At 62.3% G+C, this 21,346-nt stretch carries 22 protein-coding genes, 1 tRNA gene and 1 pseudogene; 8 read left to right on the forward strand and 16 right to left on the reverse strand.

What is annotated here, in order from left to right:
• Positions 1-106 precede the first annotated feature (106 nt).
• Positions 107-1,114, reverse strand: coding sequence for an iron ABC transporter substrate-binding protein (locus tag AC0L2M_RS25415; RefSeq protein WP_473536219.1), 1,008 nt, complete (start codon positions 1,112-1,114; stop codon positions 107-109).
• 206 nt (positions 1,115-1,320) lie between these two features.
• Here AC0L2M_RS25415 and AC0L2M_RS25420 point away from each other — a divergent pair, with 206 nt between their 5' ends.
• Positions 1,321-1,872, forward strand: a complete 552-nt coding sequence (locus tag AC0L2M_RS25420; RefSeq protein WP_287290939.1) for a sigma-70 family RNA polymerase sigma factor — start codon at positions 1,321-1,323, stop codon at positions 1,870-1,872.
• A gap of 1 nt (position 1,873) precedes the next feature.
• Positions 1,874-2,512: an NrsF family protein gene (locus AC0L2M_RS25425; protein WP_473536220.1), complete on the forward strand. Its 639-nt coding sequence runs from the start codon at positions 1,874-1,876 to the stop codon at positions 2,510-2,512.
• Between the two features lie 92 nt (positions 2,513-2,604).
• Here the strand turns inward: AC0L2M_RS25425 and AC0L2M_RS25430 are convergent, their stop codons facing one another.
• From AC0L2M_RS25430 to AC0L2M_RS25460, 7 genes are all read right to left on the reverse strand, one after another.
• Positions 2,605-3,483 carry a 3-hydroxybutyryl-CoA dehydrogenase gene (locus AC0L2M_RS25430; protein ID WP_023797239.1) on the reverse strand — a complete coding sequence of 293 codons (879 nt, stop codon included), beginning with the start codon at positions 3,481-3,483 and terminating at the stop codon, positions 2,605-2,607.
• A 116-nt stretch (positions 3,484-3,599) separates the two neighbouring features.
• Complete coding sequence (locus AC0L2M_RS25435; RefSeq protein ID WP_027153367.1) at positions 3,600-4,529, reverse strand: electron transfer flavoprotein subunit alpha/FixB family protein; 930 nt, start codon at positions 4,527-4,529, stop codon at positions 3,600-3,602.
• A gap of 20 nt (positions 4,530-4,549) precedes the next feature.
• Positions 4,550-5,299, reverse strand: a complete 750-nt coding sequence (locus tag AC0L2M_RS25440) for an electron transfer flavoprotein subunit beta/FixA family protein (RefSeq protein WP_023797241.1) — start codon at positions 5,297-5,299, stop codon at positions 4,550-4,552.
• Positions 5,300-5,614: 315 nt separating this feature from the next.
• Positions 5,615-6,409: a rhomboid family intramembrane serine protease gene (locus tag AC0L2M_RS25445; RefSeq protein WP_287238175.1), complete on the reverse strand. Its 795-nt coding sequence runs from the start codon at positions 6,407-6,409 to the stop codon at positions 5,615-5,617.
• A gap of 24 nt (positions 6,410-6,433) precedes the next feature.
• Positions 6,434-7,015 (reverse strand): cob(I)yrinic acid a,c-diamide adenosyltransferase, encoded by a 582-nt coding sequence (locus AC0L2M_RS25450; protein WP_091600130.1) that lies wholly within the window; start codon positions 7,013-7,015, stop codon positions 6,434-6,436.
• 28 nt (positions 7,016-7,043) lie between these two features.
• Positions 7,044-7,235 carry a twin transmembrane helix small protein gene (locus AC0L2M_RS25455; RefSeq protein WP_023797244.1) on the reverse strand — a complete coding sequence of 64 codons (192 nt, stop codon included), beginning with the start codon at positions 7,233-7,235 and terminating at the stop codon, positions 7,044-7,046.
• A 23-nt stretch (positions 7,236-7,258) separates the two neighbouring features.
• Positions 7,259-8,125, reverse strand: a complete 867-nt coding sequence (locus AC0L2M_RS25460; RefSeq protein ID WP_473536221.1) for an SDR family oxidoreductase — start codon at positions 8,123-8,125, stop codon at positions 7,259-7,261.
• Positions 8,126-8,182: 57 nt separating this feature from the next.
• Here AC0L2M_RS25460 and AC0L2M_RS25465 point away from each other — a divergent pair, with 57 nt between their 5' ends.
• Positions 8,183-9,034, forward strand: coding sequence for a YihY/virulence factor BrkB family protein (locus tag AC0L2M_RS25465; protein WP_031254136.1), 852 nt, complete (start codon positions 8,183-8,185; stop codon positions 9,032-9,034).
• Between the two features lie 50 nt (positions 9,035-9,084).
• Here AC0L2M_RS25465 and AC0L2M_RS25470 read toward each other — a convergent pair whose 3' ends face one another.
• Positions 9,085-9,960, reverse strand: coding sequence for a DMT family transporter (locus AC0L2M_RS25470; protein ID WP_473536222.1), 876 nt, complete (start codon positions 9,958-9,960; stop codon positions 9,085-9,087).
• Positions 9,961-10,360: 400 nt separating this feature from the next.
• Positions 10,361-11,236 (reverse strand): tRNA glutamyl-Q(34) synthetase GluQRS, encoded by an 876-nt coding sequence (gluQRS, locus tag AC0L2M_RS25475; RefSeq protein ID WP_473536223.1) that lies wholly within the window; start codon positions 11,234-11,236, stop codon positions 10,361-10,363.
• Between the two features lie 91 nt (positions 11,237-11,327).
• Here gluQRS and AC0L2M_RS25480 point away from each other — a divergent pair, with 91 nt between their 5' ends.
• Together AC0L2M_RS25480 and AC0L2M_RS25485 are read left to right on the forward strand one after the other, a co-directional pair.
• Positions 11,328-11,969, forward strand: coding sequence for a DNA-3-methyladenine glycosylase family protein (locus tag AC0L2M_RS25480; protein WP_023797249.1), 642 nt, complete (start codon positions 11,328-11,330; stop codon positions 11,967-11,969).
• Between the two features lie 229 nt (positions 11,970-12,198).
• Positions 12,199-12,756 carry an HNH endonuclease gene (locus tag AC0L2M_RS25485; protein WP_023797250.1) on the forward strand — a complete coding sequence of 186 codons (558 nt, stop codon included), beginning with the start codon at positions 12,199-12,201 and terminating at the stop codon, positions 12,754-12,756.
• A gap of 151 nt (positions 12,757-12,907) precedes the next feature.
• Here the strand turns inward: AC0L2M_RS25485 and AC0L2M_RS25490 are convergent, their stop codons facing one another.
• Positions 12,908-13,426, reverse strand: coding sequence for a disulfide bond formation protein B (locus AC0L2M_RS25490; RefSeq protein ID WP_419697156.1), 519 nt, complete (start codon positions 13,424-13,426; stop codon positions 12,908-12,910).
• 92 nt (positions 13,427-13,518) lie between these two features.
• Positions 13,519-14,106 (reverse strand): YqaA family protein, encoded by a 588-nt coding sequence (locus tag AC0L2M_RS25495; RefSeq protein WP_473536224.1) that lies wholly within the window; start codon positions 14,104-14,106, stop codon positions 13,519-13,521.
• A 287-nt stretch (positions 14,107-14,393) separates the two neighbouring features.
• Between AC0L2M_RS25495 and AC0L2M_RS25500 the strand changes: the two genes are divergently transcribed.
• Positions 14,394-14,478 (forward strand) — tRNA-Leu (locus AC0L2M_RS25500).
• Between the two features lie 6 nt (positions 14,479-14,484).
• Here AC0L2M_RS25500 and AC0L2M_RS25505 read toward each other — a convergent pair.
• Positions 14,485-15,210: a tyrosine-type recombinase/integrase gene (locus AC0L2M_RS25505; protein WP_245277582.1), complete on the reverse strand. Its 726-nt coding sequence runs from the start codon at positions 15,208-15,210 to the stop codon at positions 14,485-14,487.
• A 435-nt stretch (positions 15,211-15,645) separates the two neighbouring features.
• Here AC0L2M_RS25505 and AC0L2M_RS25510 point away from each other — a divergent pair, with 435 nt between their 5' ends.
• A complete protein-coding gene (locus AC0L2M_RS25510) occupies positions 15,646-17,082 on the forward strand; it encodes an adenylate/guanylate cyclase domain-containing protein (RefSeq protein WP_473536225.1) in 1,437 nt (478 codons plus the stop codon).
• Positions 17,083-17,130: 48 nt separating this feature from the next.
• Complete coding sequence (locus AC0L2M_RS25515; RefSeq protein ID WP_473536226.1) at positions 17,131-17,658, forward strand: cytochrome c; 528 nt, start codon at positions 17,131-17,133, stop codon at positions 17,656-17,658.
• 67 nt (positions 17,659-17,725) lie between these two features.
• On the opposite strand, the pseudogene AC0L2M_RS25520 reads toward AC0L2M_RS25515, so the two are convergent.
• From AC0L2M_RS25520 to AC0L2M_RS25530, 3 genes and pseudogenes are all read right to left on the reverse strand, one after another.
• Positions 17,726-17,925, reverse strand: a pseudogene (locus AC0L2M_RS25520) (amino acid ABC transporter ATP-binding protein); the annotation flags it as partial.
• Between the two features lie 27 nt (positions 17,926-17,952).
• Positions 17,953-20,298 (reverse strand): SAM-dependent methyltransferase, encoded by a 2,346-nt coding sequence (locus AC0L2M_RS25525; protein ID WP_473536227.1) that lies wholly within the window; start codon positions 20,296-20,298, stop codon positions 17,953-17,955.
• A gap of 107 nt (positions 20,299-20,405) precedes the next feature.
• Positions 20,406-21,143, reverse strand: a complete 738-nt coding sequence (locus tag AC0L2M_RS25530) for a protein-L-isoaspartate(D-aspartate) O-methyltransferase (protein ID WP_287347146.1) — start codon at positions 21,141-21,143, stop codon at positions 20,406-20,408.
• Positions 21,144-21,346: the final 203 nt, after the last annotated feature.

A 21,346-nucleotide genomic window follows, 5' to 3' on the forward strand; every position in this document is an offset into this window, starting at 1 on the left:
GCAGAGCCGCAAACACGGCCAAAAATGCAGCTTGTCGTCATGGACGAATGCCACCTCGAAATTCCCGCAGGAGCGCAGTCGGCTGCCGTTTTAGGACGAACGCGAACTAAAGCAAGCCGGCTGCCGTCATCAGGTCGGTCACCTTCCTGGAGTTCAGCGTCGTCGCGTCGACCTTCGGCGCCTGCAGATCGGCCAGCGGCACCAGCGCCGGATTGGACTCCGCACCCTTGCCAACCGCGTATTCAAAGGAATTGCCGGTCTTCAGCACGTCCTGACCACCCTTGCCGGTCACCCATTTCAGGAAGGCCTGGGCTTCCTTCGGGTGCTTGCTGGAGGCCAGCACGCCCCCTCCGGAAACCGAGACGAAGGCGCCCGGGTCCTGGTTCTTGAAATAGTGCAGCCCGACGTTGCTGCTGTTCTCGCCGGTCTTGGCCTGGTCGCCGTAGTAATAATAGTGATAGATCACGCCGCCATCGACCTCGCCGGCATTGACCGCCTTCATCACCGTGCTGTTGCCTTTGTAGGCGGTGAAGTTCGCCTTCATCGCCTTCAGCCAGTCGGCCGTTGCGGCCTCACCCTTGAGCTGCAAAAGTGCGCTGACGATCGCCTGGAAATCGGCGCCGGACGGCGAAGCGGCCCAGCGTCCCTTCCAGCTCGGATCGGCGAGTTCAAGCAGCGACTTGGGCAACTGCTCGGCGGTCAGCTTGGTCTTGTTGTAAGCAAAGACGGTGCTGCGCGCGGCGATGCCCACCCACTTGCCGCTGGCCGGCTGGTACTCCTTGGGAATCTGCGCCAGCGTGTCGGCGTCGACCGGCGCGAACAGGCCTGATGACTCGACCAGCACCATGGCGGGTGAGTTTTCCGTCAGGAACACGTCGGCCGGCGAGGCGGCGCCTTCGGCAACGATCTGGTTGGAAAAATCGCTGTCGCCGCCGTGGCGAACGGTGACCTTGATGCCGGTTTCCTTGGTGAAACCTTCCACCCAGGCATTGGTCAGGCTCTCATGCTGGGCATTGTAGACGACGATGCCGCTGTCCTGGGCCATAACCGGGCTGGCGACCAGGCTGATTGCAAGTGCTGTGGCTCCGGCAAGGACGGAAAGAGCATGTTTCATGGACGTCATCCCGCTCGATCTCGATGGTCTTTGATTTAGCATGGCTGCACTATCAATTCCTGATCGGGGTAGTCAAGATTGGTGAGCTGCGTAATCGGGCGCCGGAGGTGAAACCTTCGTGATATTCCTTTACTTTGGCTTGGACATTATTTCGCCGGCCACGTAACAAATCGGGCCGAGGCGCGAATACTGGGGAGTTAACTCTTGTGACCGGCAAGGACGAGGCCGAGCTTTCCCGGCTGATGCGGGCCGCGATCGCGGGAGATGAAAGGGCTTACGCCGACTTTCTGCGCCGGACGGCTGCTCTCGTTCGCGGCTTCATCAGGCGCAAGATCGTTCAGGGCGGGGTCGATCCCGAGGATGTCGTGCAGGAAACCTTGCTGGCCATTCATGTGAAGCGGCATACCTGGCGCCAGGATTTACCTGTGCTGCCCTGGGTCTACGCCATCGCGCGCTTCAAGCTGATCGATGCCTTTCGACGGCGCGGGCGGCGCGTCGAGATCGAGATCGACGAGATCGCCGAGACCTTCGCCGAACCGGAAGCCGAAACGGTCAGCGGGCGTGACATCAACCGGGCGTTGGACGGCCTGCCGCCGGCGCAGCGTTCGGTGGTTTCGTCGGTGTCGGTCGAAGGCCGCTCCATCGGCGAGACGGCAGTGAGGTTCGGCATCAGCGAGACGGCGGTGCGCGTGTCGCTGCATCGCGGTCTCGCAGCCATTGCCAAACGGTTCGGAGCCAAGCAGTTCAGGCGGGAATGACATGAGGACCGACGATCTCATCAAGGCGCTCGACGCCGATGTCCGCAGCACGGCGATGCCGCTTGGCTCGGCCTGGTGGATAGGCGCCGGTGCGGCTACACTGATCGCGGCGGTGGTGTTCTGGCTGGCGATCGGCCCACGCACCGACATCGCCACCGCCATCTATACGACGCGTTTCGTTGCCAAGTTCGTGTTCACGATGGCTCTGGCTGTCAGCGCCTTCGCCTTGATCCGCGCCCTGTCGACACCCGGTGCAGCGACGAGCAGGGCGGCGGCCTTGATGATTGCCGCACCGCTGCTGGTGGCCGTAGCGGTGGGTCTGGAACTCCTTTCGGTGCCTGCGGCCGACTGGGGCAGGCGGCTGGTCGGCAGCAACATGGTTATCTGCCTGAGCTTCATTCCGCTGATCGGCATCGGTCCGCTTGCCGTCTTCCTGGCGGTGCTGCGCTATGGTGCGCCGACGCGGCCGGTGCTTGCCGGAGCCGTGGCGGGCCTGCTCGCCGGCGGGCTGGCGGCAACTTTCTATGCCGCACATTGCTTCGACGACTCGCCGCTCTTCGTTGCCACCTGGTATACGATCGCGATTGCCATCCTCGCCGCGCTCGGAGCGCTCGGCGGGCGGCTTTTCGTGCGTTGGTAGCGACTGCCTGGCCCCGAAACGGGTTCGACTTCCGCAAAGCAGCGCGAGGCTGGATATCGGTATGGGGTCGCTGTCGCCTGCAATGGCATGCCTCAGCGCGTCGGAACCGGATGCTCCCCGCGATAGTCGTAGAAGCCGCGTCCGGTCTTGCGGCCGAGCCAGCCGGCCTCGACATATTTCACCAGCAGCGGGCAGGGCCGGTATTTCGAATCCGACAGGCCGTCATGCAACACCTGCATGATCGACAGGCAGGTGTCGAGGCCGATGAAATCGGCAAGCTGCAGCGGTCCCATGGGATGGTTGGCGCCGAGCCGCATGGCGGTGTCGATCGCGTCGACCGAGCCGACCCCTTCATAGAGCGTGTAGATCGCCTCGTTGATCATCGGCAGCAGGATGCGGTTGACGATGAAGGCTGGAAAATCCTCCGAGACGGTGATCGTCTTCTCGAGATGGTTCACATAAGCCTTTGCCGCTTCGAAGGTCTGGTCCTCGGTGGCGATGCCGCGCACCAGTTCGACCAGCTTCATCACCGGAACCGGATTCATGAAATGGATGCCGATGAAACGCTCCGGCCTGTCGGTCTGCGCGGCGAGACGTGTGATCGAGATCGACGAGGTGTTCGTCGCCAGGATGGCTTCCGGATTGAGCTGCGGGCAGAGCTGGGCGTAGATCTTGCGCTTGACCGTCTCGTCCTCGGTCGCTGCCTCGATCACCAGATCGGCACCGGCAAGGTCGGCCATGGTCGGTGCTGACGAAATGCGCGCCATCGCCTCGTTGCGCAGCTTTTCTTCGAGTTTGCCGGAGCCGACCTGGCGGGCCATGTTGCCGCTGATCGTGGCGATGCCCTTTTCGATGCGCTCGGGCGAGATGTCGTAAACCAGCACCTTGTAGCCCGCCAGCGCGGACACATGGGCGATGCCGCCGCCCATCTGGCCCGCCCCGATGATGCCGATCGTCTCGATCTTGTTCATTACACCGTTCCCGTCAAATGGCTTTGCGGCCTGCTTTTTGTGCGGTGCAAACTAAAAGGGCGGGGCGACTTCGTCTACCCCGCCCTTCACAATTTAATACGCTTTGGCAGAAGGCGTCAAAGCGCCTTTTGCAGTTCCGGCAGAATGACGAAAAGGTCGCCGACGAGGCCGTAGTCGGCGACCTGGAAGATCGGCGCCTCCTCGTCCTTGTTGATGGCGACGATGACCTTCGAATCCTTCATGCCGGCAAGATGCTGGATGGCGCCAGAGATGCCGACGGCGATGTAGAGATCGGGTGCGACCACCTTGCCGGTCTGGCCGACCTGCCAGTCGTTCGGCGCATAGCCGGCATCGACTGCGGCACGAGAGGCGCCGACGGCGGCGCCGAGCTTGTCGGCGATCGGCAGGATGACTTCCTGGAACTTCTCCGAGGAGCCCAGCGCGCGGCCGCCCGAGATGATGATCCTGGCCGAAGTCAGCTCCGGACGGTCGGTCTCGGAAAGCTTATTCTCGACGAAGCTCGACAGGCCGGGATTGACTGCTGCCTGAACCGTCTCGACCGGGGCTGAACCGCCCTCGGGTGCAGCCTGGAAGGAGGCGGTGCGCACGGTGATCACCTTCTTGGCGTCGCTCGACTGCACCGTCTGGATGGCGTTGCCGGCATAGATCGGCCGCTTGAAGGTGTCGGGCGAGACAATCTCGATGATCTCCGACACCTGCGCGACATCGAGCAGGGCTGCCACGCGCGGCGCGACATTCTTGCCCGAGGAGGTCGCCGGCGCGACGATCGTGTCATAGGCATCGGCCATGCCGACGACCAGCGCCGCCAGCGGTTCGGCGAGACGCTCGGTGAGCTCGTCGGCTTCGGCAAGCAGCACCTTGCTCACGCCCTTGAGCTTGGCGGCGGCGTCCGCTGCCGGCTTGGCGCCGTTGCCCGCGACCAGCACATGCACGTCGGAGCCGATCTGCAGTGCAGCCGAAAGCGCCTTGGCGGTCTGGTCGGAAAGCGTCGCATTGTCGTGTTCGGCAATCAGAAGAATTGTCATCTTTTTGTCCCTTCCCAGCCCTACAGCACGCCAGCTTCGTTCTTGAGCTTGTCGACCAGTTCGGCGACGCTCTTGACCTTGACGCCCGCCTTGCGGCCGCCTGGCTCCTCGGTCTTGATCACCTTCAGCCGCGGCTTGACGTCGGCGCCGTAATCGGCGGGAGATTTCTCGTCGAGCGGCTTCTTCTTGGCCTTCATGATGTTGGGCAGCGAGGCATAGCGCGGCTGGTTGAGGCGAAGATCCGCGGTGACAATCGCCGGCATCTTCAGCTCCACCGTCTGCAGGCCGCCATCGACCTCGCGCGTCACCTTGGCCTTGTCGCCATCGATAACGACCTTGGAGGCAAAAGTGCCTTGCGCCCAGCCCAGAAGTGCGGCCAGCATCTGGCCGGTCTGGTTCGAATCGTCGTCGATCGCCTGCTTGCCGAGAATGACGAGACCGGGCTTTTCCGCCTCGACCACGCCCTTCAGCACCTTGGCGACGCCCAGCGGCTCGGTCTGCTCGTCGGTCTTGACCAGGATGGCGCGGTCGGCGCCCATGGCGAGCGCGGTGCGCAAGGTCTCCTGCGCCTGCTGCGGCCCGATCGAGACAACGATGATCTCCTCCGCCTTGCCGGCCTCCTTCAGCCGGATCGCCTCTTCGACCGCGATCTCGTCGAACGGGTTCATCGCCATCTTGACGTTGGCGAGTTCCACCGCCGAACCGTCAGCCTTCACACGAACCTTGACATTCGCATCCACAACCCGCTTCACGGGCACAAGGATCTTCATTTGCCTGTCACCTCTTTCACGATAGCCACCTCTTTCAAGATAGTCGGGCGCGCTATAGCAGTGTGCGCCTCTTCAGAGTTGTCGAAAGCCGACATTCCGGACGGAATTCTGGTCTCCGACCGTCTAAAGCGCGTCGTATGTGGCCGACCTCACGCGACGCGCTTCAGGTTATGTGTTCCATGCATGCCGTTATCGCAAAACCGCTGCACAGTTTGCGCGACATGCATCGGTGTGGGAACGCTTCCGTAGTTGCGGCGACCCCGCACGTCAATATCCGGGACGCGCCCAAATCATCCGCGCCGCACTCAAATCGGTTCAGTCGGGACTGGAGGCGGTTCCCCGTCCCCAGCGCGACGCCGGCAGCGGTTCGCCTGGCGCCGGCTCTGCGGCAACAGGCATTTGGCCGGCGACCACCGCTGCCTCTTCATCCGCACCGGCAAGCAGCGGTACGCCGCGGTTGCGCAAGACGAGCACCAGCACGGCCCCGGCGATGATGCCGCCGACATGGCAGGCCCAGGAAATCTGATCCTCGCCACCGGCGGCGAACATCACGATCTGGAACAGGATCCACAGGATGAGCGGGATGAAGGCCGGGATGCGCAGCGGAATGCGGGCGAAGGCCAGCACCCATACCTTTACCCTGGGATAGAGGATCAGATAGGCGGCGACCACGCCGGCAATGGCGCCTGAGGCGCCGATCAGCGGAACCTGCGAGTCCCACGCGATCAGGCCCTGGAAGAAGGCGCCGGCGATGGCGCAGAGCAGATAGAAGGCGAGAAAGCGGATATGACCGAGCGCGTCCTCGACATTGTCGCCGAACACCCACAGGAACAGCATGTTGCCGCCGAGATGGAAAATATCGGCATGCAGGAAGGAATAGGTGACGTAGCTCAGGCTCTCCGGGATGACCACAAACTGCGGAGCCAGTTCGACGCTGTCGTGGACGACCGACGGGATAAAGCCGAGGCCTAGAACAGCGGCGTTGGTGAACTGCTCGCCGCCAAGCGCGGTGGCGAAGTAGATGAGCGTGTTGAACGCGATCAGGCCGATCGTGACATATTGCTGCTTGATGTGGCGCAGCCGGTTGGTGTCATAAAGCGGGATGAACATCGGACCCCTCCCGTCTCGGCAGATTCAGCGGTTCTTGCCGGGAATCCATAGCACGTCGGCGTTTCCATTGTCATTGACCGCGCGTGCGGCGACGAACAGAAAGTCCGATACGCGGTTGATGTATCTTATCGCCTCGCGGTTGAGATGCTCGCCTGGGTTTTGCGTCAAAGCCACCATGATGCGCTCGGCCCGCCGCGCCACCGTGCGGGCAAGGTGAAGGGCCGCCGCCGCCGGGGTGCCGCCGTTGAGCACGAAGGATTTGAGCGGTTGCAAATCCTTGTTGAGCAGGTCGATGTCCTTTTCGACACGGTCGGTCTGCACAGCGGTGATGCGCAGCGGCTCATAGCCGAGCGGCTTGCCGTCATCCGGCACCGCCAGATCGGCGCCGAGGTCGAAAAGGTCGTTCTGGATGCGGCCGAGCATAGCGTCGATCGCCGGATATGTTGCTGCGGTGTGGATGCGGGCCATGCCGATGCAGGCATTGGCTTCGTCGATCGTGCCATAGGCGTCGATGCGCAGATCGGATTTCAGCCGCCGTTCACCGGTGCCGAGGCCGGTGGTGCCGTCGTCGCCGGTGCGGGTGTAGATCTTGTTGAGCTTGACCACGCTCTGCCTCCCGAAATCGCCACCCTCGTCACTTGCGGGTGAAATACACCGCCAGCATGATCAGCACCAATGCCACGAACTGCAGCAGCACGCGCGTCTGCATCAGCTTGTTGGAGGTCATGCCGGAGCCGCCGCGCATCATATTGATGAGGCCGCGGATCAGCACGATCACCACGGCGACCATGACGAGAACAGCGAGGATGTTGAAGACGGTTGCCATAGAGTGTTTCCAGTCGATTGCGTTCAGGCGCGTTTGGCAAGCAGGCGGTAGAGCATTGATGCCGGCAGGATGCGTTTGAGGACAACGCCGATCCTGGCCGGCACCGTTACCACATAATGCGGACGCGGGCGCCGCGACAGAAGCGCATGGCGCAAGGCCGCATGAACCACCGCCGGCCCGGGCTTCAGCCGTGACGTGCTGCCGCCGGCCTGCAGCCGTTGCAGCTGCGCCTCGTAAGCGAGGCGGTGCACGGAATTCTCACGGTCGATATTCCTGAGAAACCACACAAGGCCGTTGCTGGCGATCTTCGATGTCACTGGCCCCGGCTCAATCAGCGAGACATGGATGCCGCTGCCCTGGAGTTCCTGATGCATGCACAGCATCAGCCCTTCGATCGCGTGCTTCGACGCCGAATAGGCGCCGCGAAAGGGCAGCGGCGCCAGGCCGAGGATCGAGGAGCAGTGGACAAGACGGCCATGGCCCTGGCGCCGCATCACCGGCACGACACGGCGGGTGAGGTCATGCCAGCCGAAGACATTCGCCTCGAATTGCTCCCTGAGCGCCGCGACCGGCAGGTCCTCGACGGCGCCGGGCTGGGCGTAGGCGCCGTTGTTGAAAAGGGCATCGAGGCGTCCGCCGGTCCGCTCCAGCACCGACGCCACCAGCGTCTCGATGGATCCCGGTTCGCAATAATCCAGATAGAAAGCCTCGATGCGGTCGGCCTCGAGGGCGGCGATGTCCTCCGGCTTGCGTGCCGTCGCGAACACCCGCCAGCCTTCCGCCTTCAGCGCCCGGGTGCAATAGGCGCCTATCCCGGAAGAAGCTCCGGTGATGATGATGGTGCGCAACTCTTCTCCAGGAGGAAGCGTGTTTTGACCTAGGCTTGCCATTTGCCGCAATCCCTTCCCATATTCGCGGCGTCGAGACAATCGAAGGGAACGCGGTTCTTGTTGCGGAAGATCGTAGCCCTCAAGCGCGTGCTCTATGACGCGTTCGGCCATTTCGATGCAGACGATGGCTGGGCAATGGCCAGTCATCTGGCGATCACGGCGCTGATGGCGCTATTCCCTTTTCTGATTTTCGCCACGACGCTGGCCAGCTTCCTCGGCGCACAGGCTTTCGCCGACACCGCCGTGCATATTGTCTTCGACACCTGGCCCGAGCAGATCGCCGAGCCGATCGCGCGCGAGGTGCTCAACGTGCTCACCGTGCAGCGCACCGACCTGTTGACCTATGGCGTGCTGCTTGCCGCCTTCTTCGCCTCGAACGGCATCGAGGCGCTGCGCACCTCGCTCAACCGCGCCTACCGCGTTTCCGAAACGCGCGGCATCATATACCGCCGGGTACAGAGCATCGCCTTCGTGCTGATCGCCACGGCAGGTTTTCTGGCGATCAGCGTGCTTCTAGTGTTTGCGCCGTTGCTGGCGCGGCTGGCCGAGGCCAATTTCGAATGGGTAAAACCCTATATGGGAACGATCACGCTGTGGCGTTATATCATCGCCTCGGTCGTCATCGTCGGCGGGCTGTTCGCGGTGCATTACTGGCTGCCTGCGGGCAAGCGCCGCTTCGTCTCGATCATACCGGGCATCATCTTCACGCTGATTGCCTGGCTTATCGGGTCGACCATCTTCGCCGCCTATCTCGACCGTTTCTCGTCCTATGTGACGACCTATGCCGGCCTTGCCTCGATCATGGTCGCGGTCGTCTTCCTCTATATGGTCTCGGCGATCTTCATTCTCGGCGGTGAACTCAATGCCGCGATCAGCCGCTATCTGGAGGCACGCGCGCGAGTTGGCTGATTCTTGTTTTGAGCATGATCTTTTCCGAAACCGGTTCCCACTTTTTGGGATCAGGCTTTGGTTGGCTGAGCGGTTGCCAGCCCGACGCCGAACGTCGCGATCGCCATGCCAACGATCTGGACCAGGTTCAACTGTTCGCCGAACAACAGCCAGGCGATGACCGCGGTGACGGCCGGGACCAGATAGAACAGCGAAGCGACTTTCGACATCTCGCCGTCGCGGATCATTACCATCAACAGGAAGATGGCGCCGATCGACAGCACCAACACCAGCCATGCCATGGCGAAGATCAACTCGCCATTGACGATGACGATTCGCGTCTCGAAAGCGAGCGAGGCCAAAGCCATCACCGATGCACCGCCGACATATTGCCAAGTGGTGGCCGCCACGAGATCGCCGCCGGAGGCGAAGCGCTTCTGCCAGATCGTGCCGGCGCTCATGCCAAGCACCGAGACAAGCGAGGCGGCCAGCGTCTCGGCCGTCACGCCGCCGCCAAGCGTGCCGAGCTTCGGCCAAAGCACGATGACCACGCCGGCAAGTCCGACAGTGAGACCGGCCCAATGGCGCGGCAGGATCGCCTCACCGAGAAACCGGCCGGCCATCACTGCGGTGATCAGCGGCTGCAGCCCGACGATCAAGGCCGATAACCCGGCCGGCATGCCCCTGTGGATGGCCCAGAACACGCCGCCGAGATAGACGCCATGCATCAGGATGCCGGCGCCTGTCGCGTGAAACGCCTCCTTGCGCGTCGCTCGCCTGGAGCCGAGTGCTGCCATCAAGGCGGCCAACAGCACGGCGGCCAGCACGAAACGAGCGGCCAGGAAGGTGAAAGGCTCGGCCCACGGCATGGCATAACGCGCGCCGATGAAGCCGGTCGCCCACAGGACGACAAAGGAGGCGGGGATGAACCGCTTGATGCTGCGCATTTTTGAAAGGCTGCCGCGTGCTCGGTGAGGGGTTTTGTACGGGACTGCTGTAATGCGGTTCAACCCGGCTAGCAAAACCAAACGGTTGATCCATAGGCTCGAATGAAGGATGCGCTCTGGGTCAGGGAGGATCAAAACATGATCCAGTTCCACTCGGATAAATGCTCATCTGTCGTGATCCTTCGCGCCCCCTCTGTCCTGCCGGACATCTCCCCCACTTGGGGGGAGATTGGCAGCTTTGGCGTACCGCTCGCTCCCGCGACGGTGGCGGTTCGGCAAGGCGGTGGTGACGGCGATCTCCCCCCTTGTGGGGGAGATGTCCGGCAGGACAGAGGGGGGCGCCTCGCTCCGCCATCAAAGGTTCTGCACCGTCGTGACGCTCTGAGGTAACGGAATTGATTTAAATCCCAACCAACCGCCGGACGTCTTCCGGTGATGCGCCGGCCTCGCGCAAGGCGGCAAGGCCGGTATCGGCAAAACTCTTCGACAGCTTTCGTCCGTCCGGGCCCAGGACCAGACGATGGTGGAAGTAGCTTGGTTGCGGCAGGCCGAGGATTTCCTGGAGCAGGCGCTGCACGCCGGTGGCGGAATAGAGGTCCTGGCCGCGCACGACGTGGCTGATGCCCTGCAGCGCGTCGTCGACGACGACGGCGAGATGATAGCTTGTCGGGATTTCACGGCGCGCCACGATCACGTCGCCCCAGTCCTGCGGGCGGGCTTCTATCGTGCGTGTCGTGGAAAGGCTTTCATCGGAAAATTCCAGCCATGACAGACCCGTGCCGACGCGCGCCATCGCAGCATCGACGTCGAGCCGCCAGGCGAAAGGCGCATTCTCGGCCATCCGTCGCTGGCGTTCCCTCATAGTCAACGCCTTGTCGACGGCGGGATAGAGCGGCACCCCGTCCGGGTCGCGCTGCCAGTCGCGGCCGCGCCTTTCGCGGTCGGCAATGAAGGCGCGGATTTCGCCACGGCTCATGAAGGCCGGGTAGACGAGTTCCTCGCTGATCAGCCGATCGAGCACCGCCTGATAGTCCGAAAAATGCTCGGACTGACGGCGCACCGGTTGTTCCCAGCCAAGCCCGAGCCATTCCAGGTCGCGAAAAATACCGGCCTCGAATTCCGGTGTGCAGCGCATCGTATCGATGTCCTCGATGCGCAGCAACAGCCGCCCGCCGGTTGTGCTGGCCAACTTTTGATTGAGCAGCGCCGAATAGGCATGGCCGAGATGCAGTTCGCCATTCGGGCTCGGCGCGAAGCGGAATGTCAGGAGTGTCATCGTTCGGCGGCAATCGGGTTGTGCGGCGCTTTCGCCAGTTGCTACTTTGCGCCTGATTACATCTGCCACTTTGCGCCGGGAACAAGCAGACATGCAACGCATCGCCACGCTCGACGACGTCTCGCAAGGGCTCGACGCGCTCTGCCTGCTCGACCCGCGCCTGGAAAAGGTGCGCGGCATGGCCGGCGAGGTGCCGCTTCGGCTGTCCGAGCCGGGGTTCAGAAGCCTTGCCTCGATCATCGTCTCGCAGCAGGTATCCCGCGCGAGCGCCGACGCGATCTTCGGGCGGCTGACAAAACTCGTCGATCCGCTGACGCCGCAAGCCATCCTTGCCGCTGACGAAGCCATCTTTCGCGAAGCCGGACTGTCGCGGCCGAAACAGCGCGGGCTGATCGCCGTCGCCCAGGCGGTGGTCGATGGGCTCGACCTCGATCATCTCTGTTTGCTCGACGCCGCGGAGGCGATCGCGGCGATGACCAAGGTGTCAGGCATCGGTCCGTGGACGGCGGAAGTCTATCTTTTGTTCGCCGCCGGCCACCCCGACGTCTTCCCGGCACGCGACGTTGCCCTGCAGAGCGCGGTCGGCCACGCGCTCGGCATCGACCCGCGCCCGCCCGAGAAAACGCTGATCAAGCTCGCCGAATCATGGAGCCCGTGGCGCGGTGTCGCATCACGGCTTTTTTGGGCGTATTATCGTGAAACCCGGGGCAGGGACGCCGCGCCGCCTGGCTGAATCCGTAAAAAAGCATGAAAATCATGCATTTTTAGCGCTGCGATTGATCGACAAGCCGCTTCACATCCCTGTCATGTCGGGCTTACAGTATCCGCGCCGACAGGCTACAGCGCCGCGCATCCAGTTGGATGCGCAAAGGACGCTGTAGGACTTTTTGAAGCTGCGCATGATCCCTTCCGAAAATCGAACCGATTTCGGGGTCATACGCTGAACCAAGGAGGTCAATGACGTGACGGTTGCCGTATCTCCGGATGGGCTTCCAGCACTGGTGCTGAACGCGGATTACCGTCCGCTCAGCTATTACCCCCTGTCGCTCTGGTCGTGGCAGGACGCCATCAAGGCGGTGTTCCTCGAGCGGGTCAACATCGTCGCCGAATACGAGCACGCGGTGTCGTCGCCGACCTTCTCGATGAAGCTGCCGAGCGTCGTCAGCCTGAAAGCTTATGTGAAGCCATCGCGGCATCCGGCCTTCACCCGCTTCAACGTCTTCCTGCGCGACCGTTTCCAGTGCCAGTATTGCGGCACGCCGGAGGATCTGACCTTCGACCATGTCGTTCCCCGCCATCGCGGCGGCGCAACGACGTGGGAGAATGTCGTCGCCGCCTGCTCGCCCTGCAATCTGAGGAAGGGCGGCATGATGCCGGCGCACGCCAAGATGTGGCCGCTGCAGAAACCTTTTCAACCGACGGTGCACGACCTGCACAACAATGGCCGCTTGTTCCCGCCCAACCATCTGCATGAAAGCTGGATGGATTATCTCTATTGGGATGTCGAACTGGAGCCATAGAGTTCGGCAGAAATCCGCCATGCCGGTCGCCTGACGAAGCTTCTGCGCTTCCGGTGCTCACGTACTGTAAGTACGCTCCGCTTCGGTTCTCGAAACCCACGTCATGCGCTCCGGCCTGACGAATTTCTGGACGAACTCTGCGCTGTGCAACTCAGTCGCGGGCAAAGGCGCCGCGGAAGGCGATGACGGCCAGGACAAAACTGGCGATGGCGTTCCAGCCGGCCAGCGACAGGCCAAGGATGCGCACGGCCGCCTTGTCGCAGGAGGGCGGGACGAATCTGTCGAGCGCATCGAGCACGCCCTTGCCGCCGGTATCGACAGGACCGGCAGCCGCTGCACAGTCGGTCGGCCCCGGCCACCACGCCCATTCGACACCGGAGTGATAGACGCCGAGATAGACGCCGTAGACCATCAGCAGGCCGCCGACGGCCAGCAGGCCGCGTGTCAGCCACGCGGGGGCGCGCAATGTCGACGCAGCCGCCGCCAGCAGCATCAGCGGCACGCCGATGTAATAGGGGGTGCGTTGCTCCAGGCAGAGCTTGCAGGGGATGTAGCCGCCGAGATGCTGGAAGGCCAGCGCTGAGCCGACGGTGGCGGCCATGGCGGCGGCGAGGAACAACGCCGTCCGCATGCGCTGGCGTCCAGGGTCGGCATTCACGGTCGCTGTCATCGATCTGCCGTTCGCCTTGTTGTTGAGCATGATCTTTTCCGAAAGCCGGCGCCCACTTTTTGCTACGCTGACCTTCGGTTCGGGATCATGCTCTAAAACGCGTATTTGACGACGATATAGAGCGAAATCAGGGCAGCGGCGCCAGCGCCGGCGATCATGCCGAGGCGTTTTTCGATGAACTCGCGGATCGGTTCGCCATAGCGGCGCAGCAGCCAGGCGAGGAACAGGAAGCGGGCGCCGCGCGCCACGATCGCCAGCACGATGAACAGCAGCAAAGGCGTGCCGATGACGCCGGACAGGATCGTCACCACCTTGATCGGCGGCAGATGGGCGAGGCCGGAGGTGATCAGCATCAGGACGATGAATCCGGTGCCCGCCGAGACGCGCAGTGTCTCGAAGTCGTCATACTTGCCGTAGAATTCAAGGATCGGCCGCGCCACCGAGTCATAGGAGTAGTGGCCGATGTACCAGCCGGCTATGCCACCCAGAACGGAGGCCAGCGTGGCGACCAGCGCGTAGCGATAGGCGCGATCCGGCCGCGACAGCGCCATAGGCAGATAGAGCACATCGGCCGGCACCAGAAACACCGAGCTTTCGACGAAAGCGATGAAGGCCAGCCACCATTCGGCGGATTTCTTCGCCGCCAGCGACAAGGTCCAGTCGTAAAGTCCGCGAAGCATCGGCACTCCTGATGCACGTCGCCCAAAATGCGCAGCGCCTTTGGGACAACAATGCATAAAAACCAAGACCAAAAGCGCGCCAGATGAATCTCTCCAGACGCGACGCGCTTCAATGCGCTGCCTGTCTAGAAAGATTTTTCGCGCCGCACAATGGCCGTAGCTTCACGAAATCGAAAGGCCGCGGCCGAGCGAAAGCCACATGCCCGGAATTGACCACCCCGAATTGGCCAGTTGACGAACAGGCCTCCAACCGTATAGTCCGCGCCCATCCAGGCCGCCCGGCCTGAGCCCCTATGGCGGAATTGGTAGACGCGCTCGACTCAAAATCGAGTTCCGCAAGGAGTGCTGGTTCGATCCCGGCTAGGGGCACCACCACCTTTATACCGGTGTTGATTTGCCGGACCTTTTTCTGATTTTTGTCCCACTCTTTGTCATCGACTTTTTCGGTGGGACAATTTCGTCCAGATTTTGTTCCGGAATAACCAAGAGATGGGCGGCCTGTCCAGCCATCCGGCGGCGTTGCGCCTTCCTCGTGTAGTGCGTCGTTTGCTGCTTGGTGGTCCAACCGAAGATCGCCATGAGCTGCTCGTCAGTAGCACCGTTCTCGGCTGCTATAGTGGCTCCTGCTTTTCGAAGGCCGTGAAGGGTGCAGTGGGGCAACTCCGCTTGATCGCACCAGTCCCGCATTTTGTTACCAAGTGAATTAACGGTGAATGGTTTTCCCCATTCCGACGTCAAGAAGGTCAGGTCACCGCAGGCACTGGCGTCGATTGTCGCCCTCAACTGAGGAAGAATGGGAAGCTCCACCTCGACACCCGACGATTTGCTGGTCTTCTGGGGACGGATGTGTAGCCATCCATTCCTGACGTGCTGGCGCCCAAGGATGGCAAGATCCTGGCGACGCAGTCCCGTAAACAGTCCCAGATGCAGTGCCAGACGTGCCTTGCTGCCAGGTGGATGGCGTGCCTCGAACTGACGCACCTCTGCGACGGACCATGTGTGAAATCCATCGCCAGATTTCAGGCGCTTGATCCCGAGAGCTGGATTGCTCCGGACGATCTCGTTCTCAATCGCCCAACCGTACATGGCCGAGATGACCTTCACGACCTCATTCTGAGCACCTGGCGTCGAACGGAGATCATCTCGAATTTCGAGGACGTGCTTCCGCTCCAGGAGGTCGAAGGGGAGTGTCCCCCGCTTGCTGCCGCTTTTGTGCTCGCTGTTGCAGATTTCATCGAGAACCGATGACCGTCGAGCAAGGATTTTGGGTGAGAGCCTTACACGTCGCTTGTACTCCTGGCATAGCCAGCGAAAGTCCCTCTGGGACACCGGTTCATTTCGGTCCGCGGTGCCGCTGAGTTTCAGAGGCGCGTAGGGAACGTTTAGCCAGCACAAGCCACCTCGGCCTCAAACTCCTTTGTCCCCGGCTTCTCCCGTAGTCGGACTTTGGACCGGCCGAGGGCGCGAAAGTACAGGCGCACGTTTCCGTGTCGGTCACGATCAGGGGAAACGCCCTTTGGTAGCTTTCTGGGCGACGTGGTGATCGATGGCGACGACATCCACGGAGACGGTGTCAACGTCGCGGCCCGTTTGGAGGGATTGGCGGAACCGGGCGGTGTTTGCGTATCGGCGGCAGTCTATGACCAGGTGCGCGATCGCATTGAGTTGCCGTTCGAGGATCTGGGGGAACAGCGGGTCAAGAATATCGACCGGCCGGTCCGCATCTGGCGCTGGATTCGTGACACCGTGGCGTCGTCGCCCGGTGTTGATCAGATGCCGCTCCCGGAACGACCATCGATCGTGGTCCTTCCCTTCAACAACATGAGCCGCGATCCGGAGCAAGAATACTTCAGTGACGGCATCACTGAGGATATCATCACCGATCTCAGCAAGGCATCCGGCCTGTTCGTCATCGCGCGCAACTCGGCTTTCGTCTACAAAGAAACGACGTTCAGTGTCCCTCACGTATGCCGCGAACTCGGCGTCAAGTTCGCTGTCGAAGGCAGCATTCGAAAGGCCGGCGACCGGGTTCGCGTCACCGCCCAGCTGATCGATGGCACAAGCGGCGGACATCTCTGGGCCGAGCGCTACGACCGTGACCTCACTGACATTTTCGAGGTCCAGGACGACATCACGCAACAAATCGTTGCTGCGCTGAAGGTCAGGCTCAGCGAGGCGGAGAAATCCTTGATTGTCGATGGCGGCACGAAAGACGTGAACGCCCACGATCTCTTTTTGAGGGGTCGCGAGCTGATCCTTGGGCTCAAGAGAGATCGTGAGATGTTCGATCAATCGACCACCTATTTCCGTCGGGCGATCGAGATCGATCCGTCCTACGCCGCCGCTTATGCGGGTCTGGGCATGGCCTATATCCTAGATTATCAGAACCATTGGACCGACGCGCCCGAGAGGTCACTTGATCAAGCCGATCGCTTCACAGCCCAAGCGATCGCCAGGGACGACCAGGACCCTTTCGCCCATTATGTCGCCGCAATGGTGGCCATGTTCATGAGGGACTATGAGCGATGGGCCCATGAGGCCGACCGGGCGTTGTTGCTAAATCCCAACTACGCTCCCGCGCTCAACATGCGGGGCACCGTTCACATTTATACGGGAGAGCCGGCGAAAGCCATTCCCATGATTGAACGGGCGATACGCCTCGATCCGATTTCACGACAGCAGCACGTACACTTCCTGGGCACCGCTTATTTCGTAGTCGGCGATTACGAGACTGCGGCGGCTCTGTTCAGGGATCGTATCGCGCTCAATCCCACCACGGACTTGTCGCGCGCGTTCCTCGCCTCAGCATTGGGCCACCTTGGCAAATTGGACGAGGCCGGCGAAGTTTGGCGCGAACTCAAGGAAATCAATCCGAGGTACTCCCCCGTCGAGCATATCGGCCGTTTGCCGTTCAGGGATCCCTCGGATGCCGAGAAGTTTACCGTTGGCCTGCGCCAAGCGGGGCTAGTGCAGTAATGACGCCACAAAGCCCGGCCGCGTTGCGATAACGAAAGGGAGGAAACGATGCTTCGGACACCAGTTCGCCTCGCGTTCTTGACCGCGTTGTTAGCTGCGCTTTCTTTGGTCACAGCCATTGCCGACGACGCGCAGATTAAGCGCGGCGAATACCTCGTCACGATCGGCGGATGCAACGACTGCCACACGCCGGGTTACTTCTTCGGAAGGCCCGACATGTCGCGCTTTCTTGGCGGCTCGGACGTAGGCTTCGAGATTCCTGGTCAGGGTGTTTTTGTCGGCCGCAACATCACGCCGGACAAGGAGACCGGGATTGGCAGTTGGACCCCCGAGCAGATCGTTGCCGCGATTCAGACGGGCGAACGGCCGGACGGCCGCATCCTTGCGCCGATTATGCCTTGGCACGCTTTTGCGCATCTGACGGCCGATGACGCAACGGCGATCGCAGCATTCCTTCAAAGCGTGAAGCCGGTGGGCAACCAGGTCCCGGGCCCGTTCAAACCGGGGGAAAAGGTGTCGAGCTTCATGTTCCGGATCATGCCGCCGGGCGAAACCGTAGCCGCGGCGCCGAAATAGGCCGGGTGTCAATCGGCATGGGGGTCTCCGCGCCGATCGGCACGATAAGCCGTTGAATCTTAGTCGGGTCGGGCGTGTTAGGGCTGGCGAAGACCTTGCCGGGCGGGCCGATCTCGTCGATGCGGCCTTCATGAATTAAAACGGCGCTGCTAGCGAAACGCATTGCATTGGATGACCATCAAGAGCGTGATGCCGTCGGCGGCAAGTTCCCTGGACGCCGAGCATCTCGGCAACCAATTCGGGGTCAAGTGCGGAGGTGATCTGGTCGTTGGCGCCACGTGGGCGCGAAGAGCTTCACGACTGAAAAGGAATCATGGTTCGGATCGTGAGCCGATTTGCCAGCAAGGCTGGGGCGACAAGATAAAGGACCACGGCGATCATCACGACGCCAGAGAACCCGACATGCATTGCAAGCAGCGTGGCGAGAATCGCGCTCAGCACGGACGCACAGCCGTTGATTCCCCACGCCCAGGGAATGAATGTCTCCGAACGCGCGCCGACATGCCCGAGGCCGAGGGGAAACGGCATGCCCATAAAAAGAGCGAGCGGCGCTATGAGAAGGAGCGCGATCGCGATCTTAGCGGCGTCCGGGAACGCCAGCAGCCTTTCGAATACTGAGGGCAGCGCGAGAAGGTAGGTGGCAGCCAGGATCGCGATAACCCCGACAGCGAGGGCGATGCCGCGCACCGCCGACCCGCGCCCAACCGTCGCGGCCCAGCGTGCGGCAACGGCGCTACCGAGACCGGCGAATGCGAGGAAGCCCGCAAGCACGACAGCGACAGCGTAGAACGGATGACCGAGGAACAGCACAAAGCGCTGGATGAAGGCGATTTCGATGAAGAGGAAGGCTAGCCCCAAGGCAAGGAAGTAGAGCCCGAAGCGCAGCCGGTGCAAAGCTTTTCCGAGCGCGTCTCTGCGAATCCATAGCGGCAGGAGGATCAGGATGGCGCTGAGGATGGCAGCCTGGACCAGAGTCGTCACGAGGATCAGGTAGCTCCAGTCGAGCATCGCTGCCCCGCCCTGGGTGCGCAGGGCTAGGAGTTCGGGCAGGGCGCGCCAGCGGAAGAAGTCGAAGAAATAGGGCCGATTGTCGGTGGCCGGTGCGATGGCGAACTTGTAGCGCTCGATGAAGTCGGCGCGCTCAGGGCCGAGGAGCGCGAGGGCTCCCTCGTAGAGATATTCCTGATCGAGCTGGTTGAAGTGGTTCACGTCGCTCGCGGAGATGCCCGGCACCCAAGAGATGTCGAAGAAGTTCTCGGCCGCGAAGCTGCGAATGACCGCAATGTCTTCGCCTTTGAACGGCGACTTGGCGACGAGCAAAGTTGCGGTATTCCAGCTCCGGATCAGCGCCAGGTGCCGATCCGGCTCGGCCACGCCTTCCGCCTCGAGCGCTGCTATGGCGGTGGCGAACAGCTTAAGGCTATCACGCGGCGGCACTCGCAGCCATCGCGTGATAGCGACGACACCCTCTGGTCCGAGAATCGCGAGGTAATCCCGCATTGCCTCCACGGTATAGGTGTAATTTTCATGCAAGCTCTGCACGCCGGCTGCGGCCGCGCTGAAGGAATCGAGGAGCGGCATCTGGATCAGGTCGTAGCGCTCGCCGGCAGTCACAGCGAAGGCGCGCGCCTCGGCCAAATGCAAGCGCAGGTTCGGTCGGCTGAAGATACCGCCAGCGAAGTCGGCGAAGCGATTCCGAGCCAAGTCGATCATTTGCGGGTTGACTTCTACCGCATCCACCGTATCGGCCCCGGCGCGCAGCGCCAGCAGCACCTGCTCGCCGCCCCCGGCGCCGAGGATTAGTACCCGCGGCCGCTCGAGGATGCGGTACGGCAGCGCCGCCGTTGTCCGGTCGAGATAGGCGACCTTCGCCGGATCGCCTCCATAGGCGGTGATCGCCGCAATACTGTCGCCATCGGTGAAGACGGCGAGTTGCGCAGGCGGCTCTTGGGTGTTGGCAAGGCTGAGGCCAGGCGCGTAACGGAAGGGGATGGTCGGACTCTCGACAACCGTCAGCAACCCGAGCGGGCTCGACCGCTCCTCGATCACCCGCGCGTTAGGAACCTCCAGGGCCATGCGGAGGCCCTTATATTGCGACATATGCGGCTCGGGGGCCACCCAGGACGGCGGTAGCGATACTGCAACGAACGCCGCTGCTAACCCAAGGCCGCCCGCTGCGAGCCACCGATGGCGGACCATGCCGAACGCGGCAAAGGCAGCCGCCGCGAATGCCAGGGCTGCAACGAAACGCAGCGCCGTAGATGGAAAGACCAGGAACAGGAGCCCGACGACACCCAGCGCACCGATCCCTGCGCCGGCCAAGTCGAAGGCGTAGACGCGTCCGATCTGTCCGGGATGGCGGCAGAAAGCAAGGCCGACGGAGGTCGCGCCAAAGAAGAACGGCAGGATCAGAAGCGCATAGCTGGCCGCGAGCCAACCGAGCTGTCGCGGATCCCAGATGATCTCGAGCGCGTTGAACGGCAGACGTTCGGCGATGGCGAAGCTGGCGACCGCGGTCATGCCGAACAGCGCTGCCGACGCCGCGAAAGCAGCCGGGTACCGCTCCACTAGCCAGCGCTGTGCGAGCGCAATGAACGTACCGCTCGCGCCGAAGCCCAAGAGCGCGATGCTGATGATCATGTAGGCAAAATGGTGCCATTGAACGATCGAAAACAATCGCATCAGCAGCAGTTCGTAACCGAGAACCGCTGCCGAAATGAGACCGACTGGCAGCATGCGGCCCGCTCTCACCGGGAGGGACCTCCCCGCAGCGGAACGAAGCTCACCGGCAGCAGCTGCCGGGTCGTGACGCCTCCGTCTCGTCGCTTCTCGACGAGCATGAGAAACTGGGTTGCAAAGGGTCCTCCCACAGGGATGACCATTCGGCCTCCTTCAGCGAGCTGCTCGACAAGCGGCGGCGGGATATGGCTGGCCGCCGCAGTCACCACGATGCCGTCGAAGGGTGCGCGCTCAGGCCAGCCGTAGTAGCCGTCGTACACCTTCACCTCGACGTTGTCGAAGCGAAGCTCCGCAAGTCGTGCCGCTGCCCTGTTGCCCAATTCCGGGATAATTTCGATGGAGTAAACCTTGTCGGCGAGCGGCGACAGGACGGCTGCCTGATAGCCCGAGCCGGTGCCGATCTCGAGAACGGTGTCGCCTGGCCGGATATTGATCAGGTCGGTCATAAGCGCGACGATAAAGGGCTGCGAGATCGTCTGACCGTGCCCGATCGGCAGGGGCCGGTCATCATAGGCCGCGCCGCGCTGCGCCTCGGATACGAAACGGTGGCGCGGCACCGTGCCCATCGTCTTGAGCACCGCCGGATCGATACTCTGTGCCCCGGAGCGGGCGTGCCCCTTTATCGTCTCGATCATGGCCGCACGCTCCGCTGCGCGGTCCTGGGCGGGCGCCGACGTCGAAACGAAGACGGCGGCAACGGCGACAAACGCGGCCAGCAACGCTCGGCACAGGGCTAGAGCACTCATGAATCTCTCCTGGCCCACGACGCGAGAACAAAGGCGGCGGCCATTTTAAGCGAACGCCGGTCCGATCTCACACCAAACATGTCGCGGCACCAGGCCCGGATCAACCCCGTTGGAGGTTAAGGTGCGTCAGAAGGCGCCTTCCGCCTCGGGTTAAGGCGGCGACCGCAAATGGGACGGCAAGCAGCCCGACCACAGTACGCACC

This window comes from Mesorhizobium sp. WSM4806 (assembly GCF_055811635.1).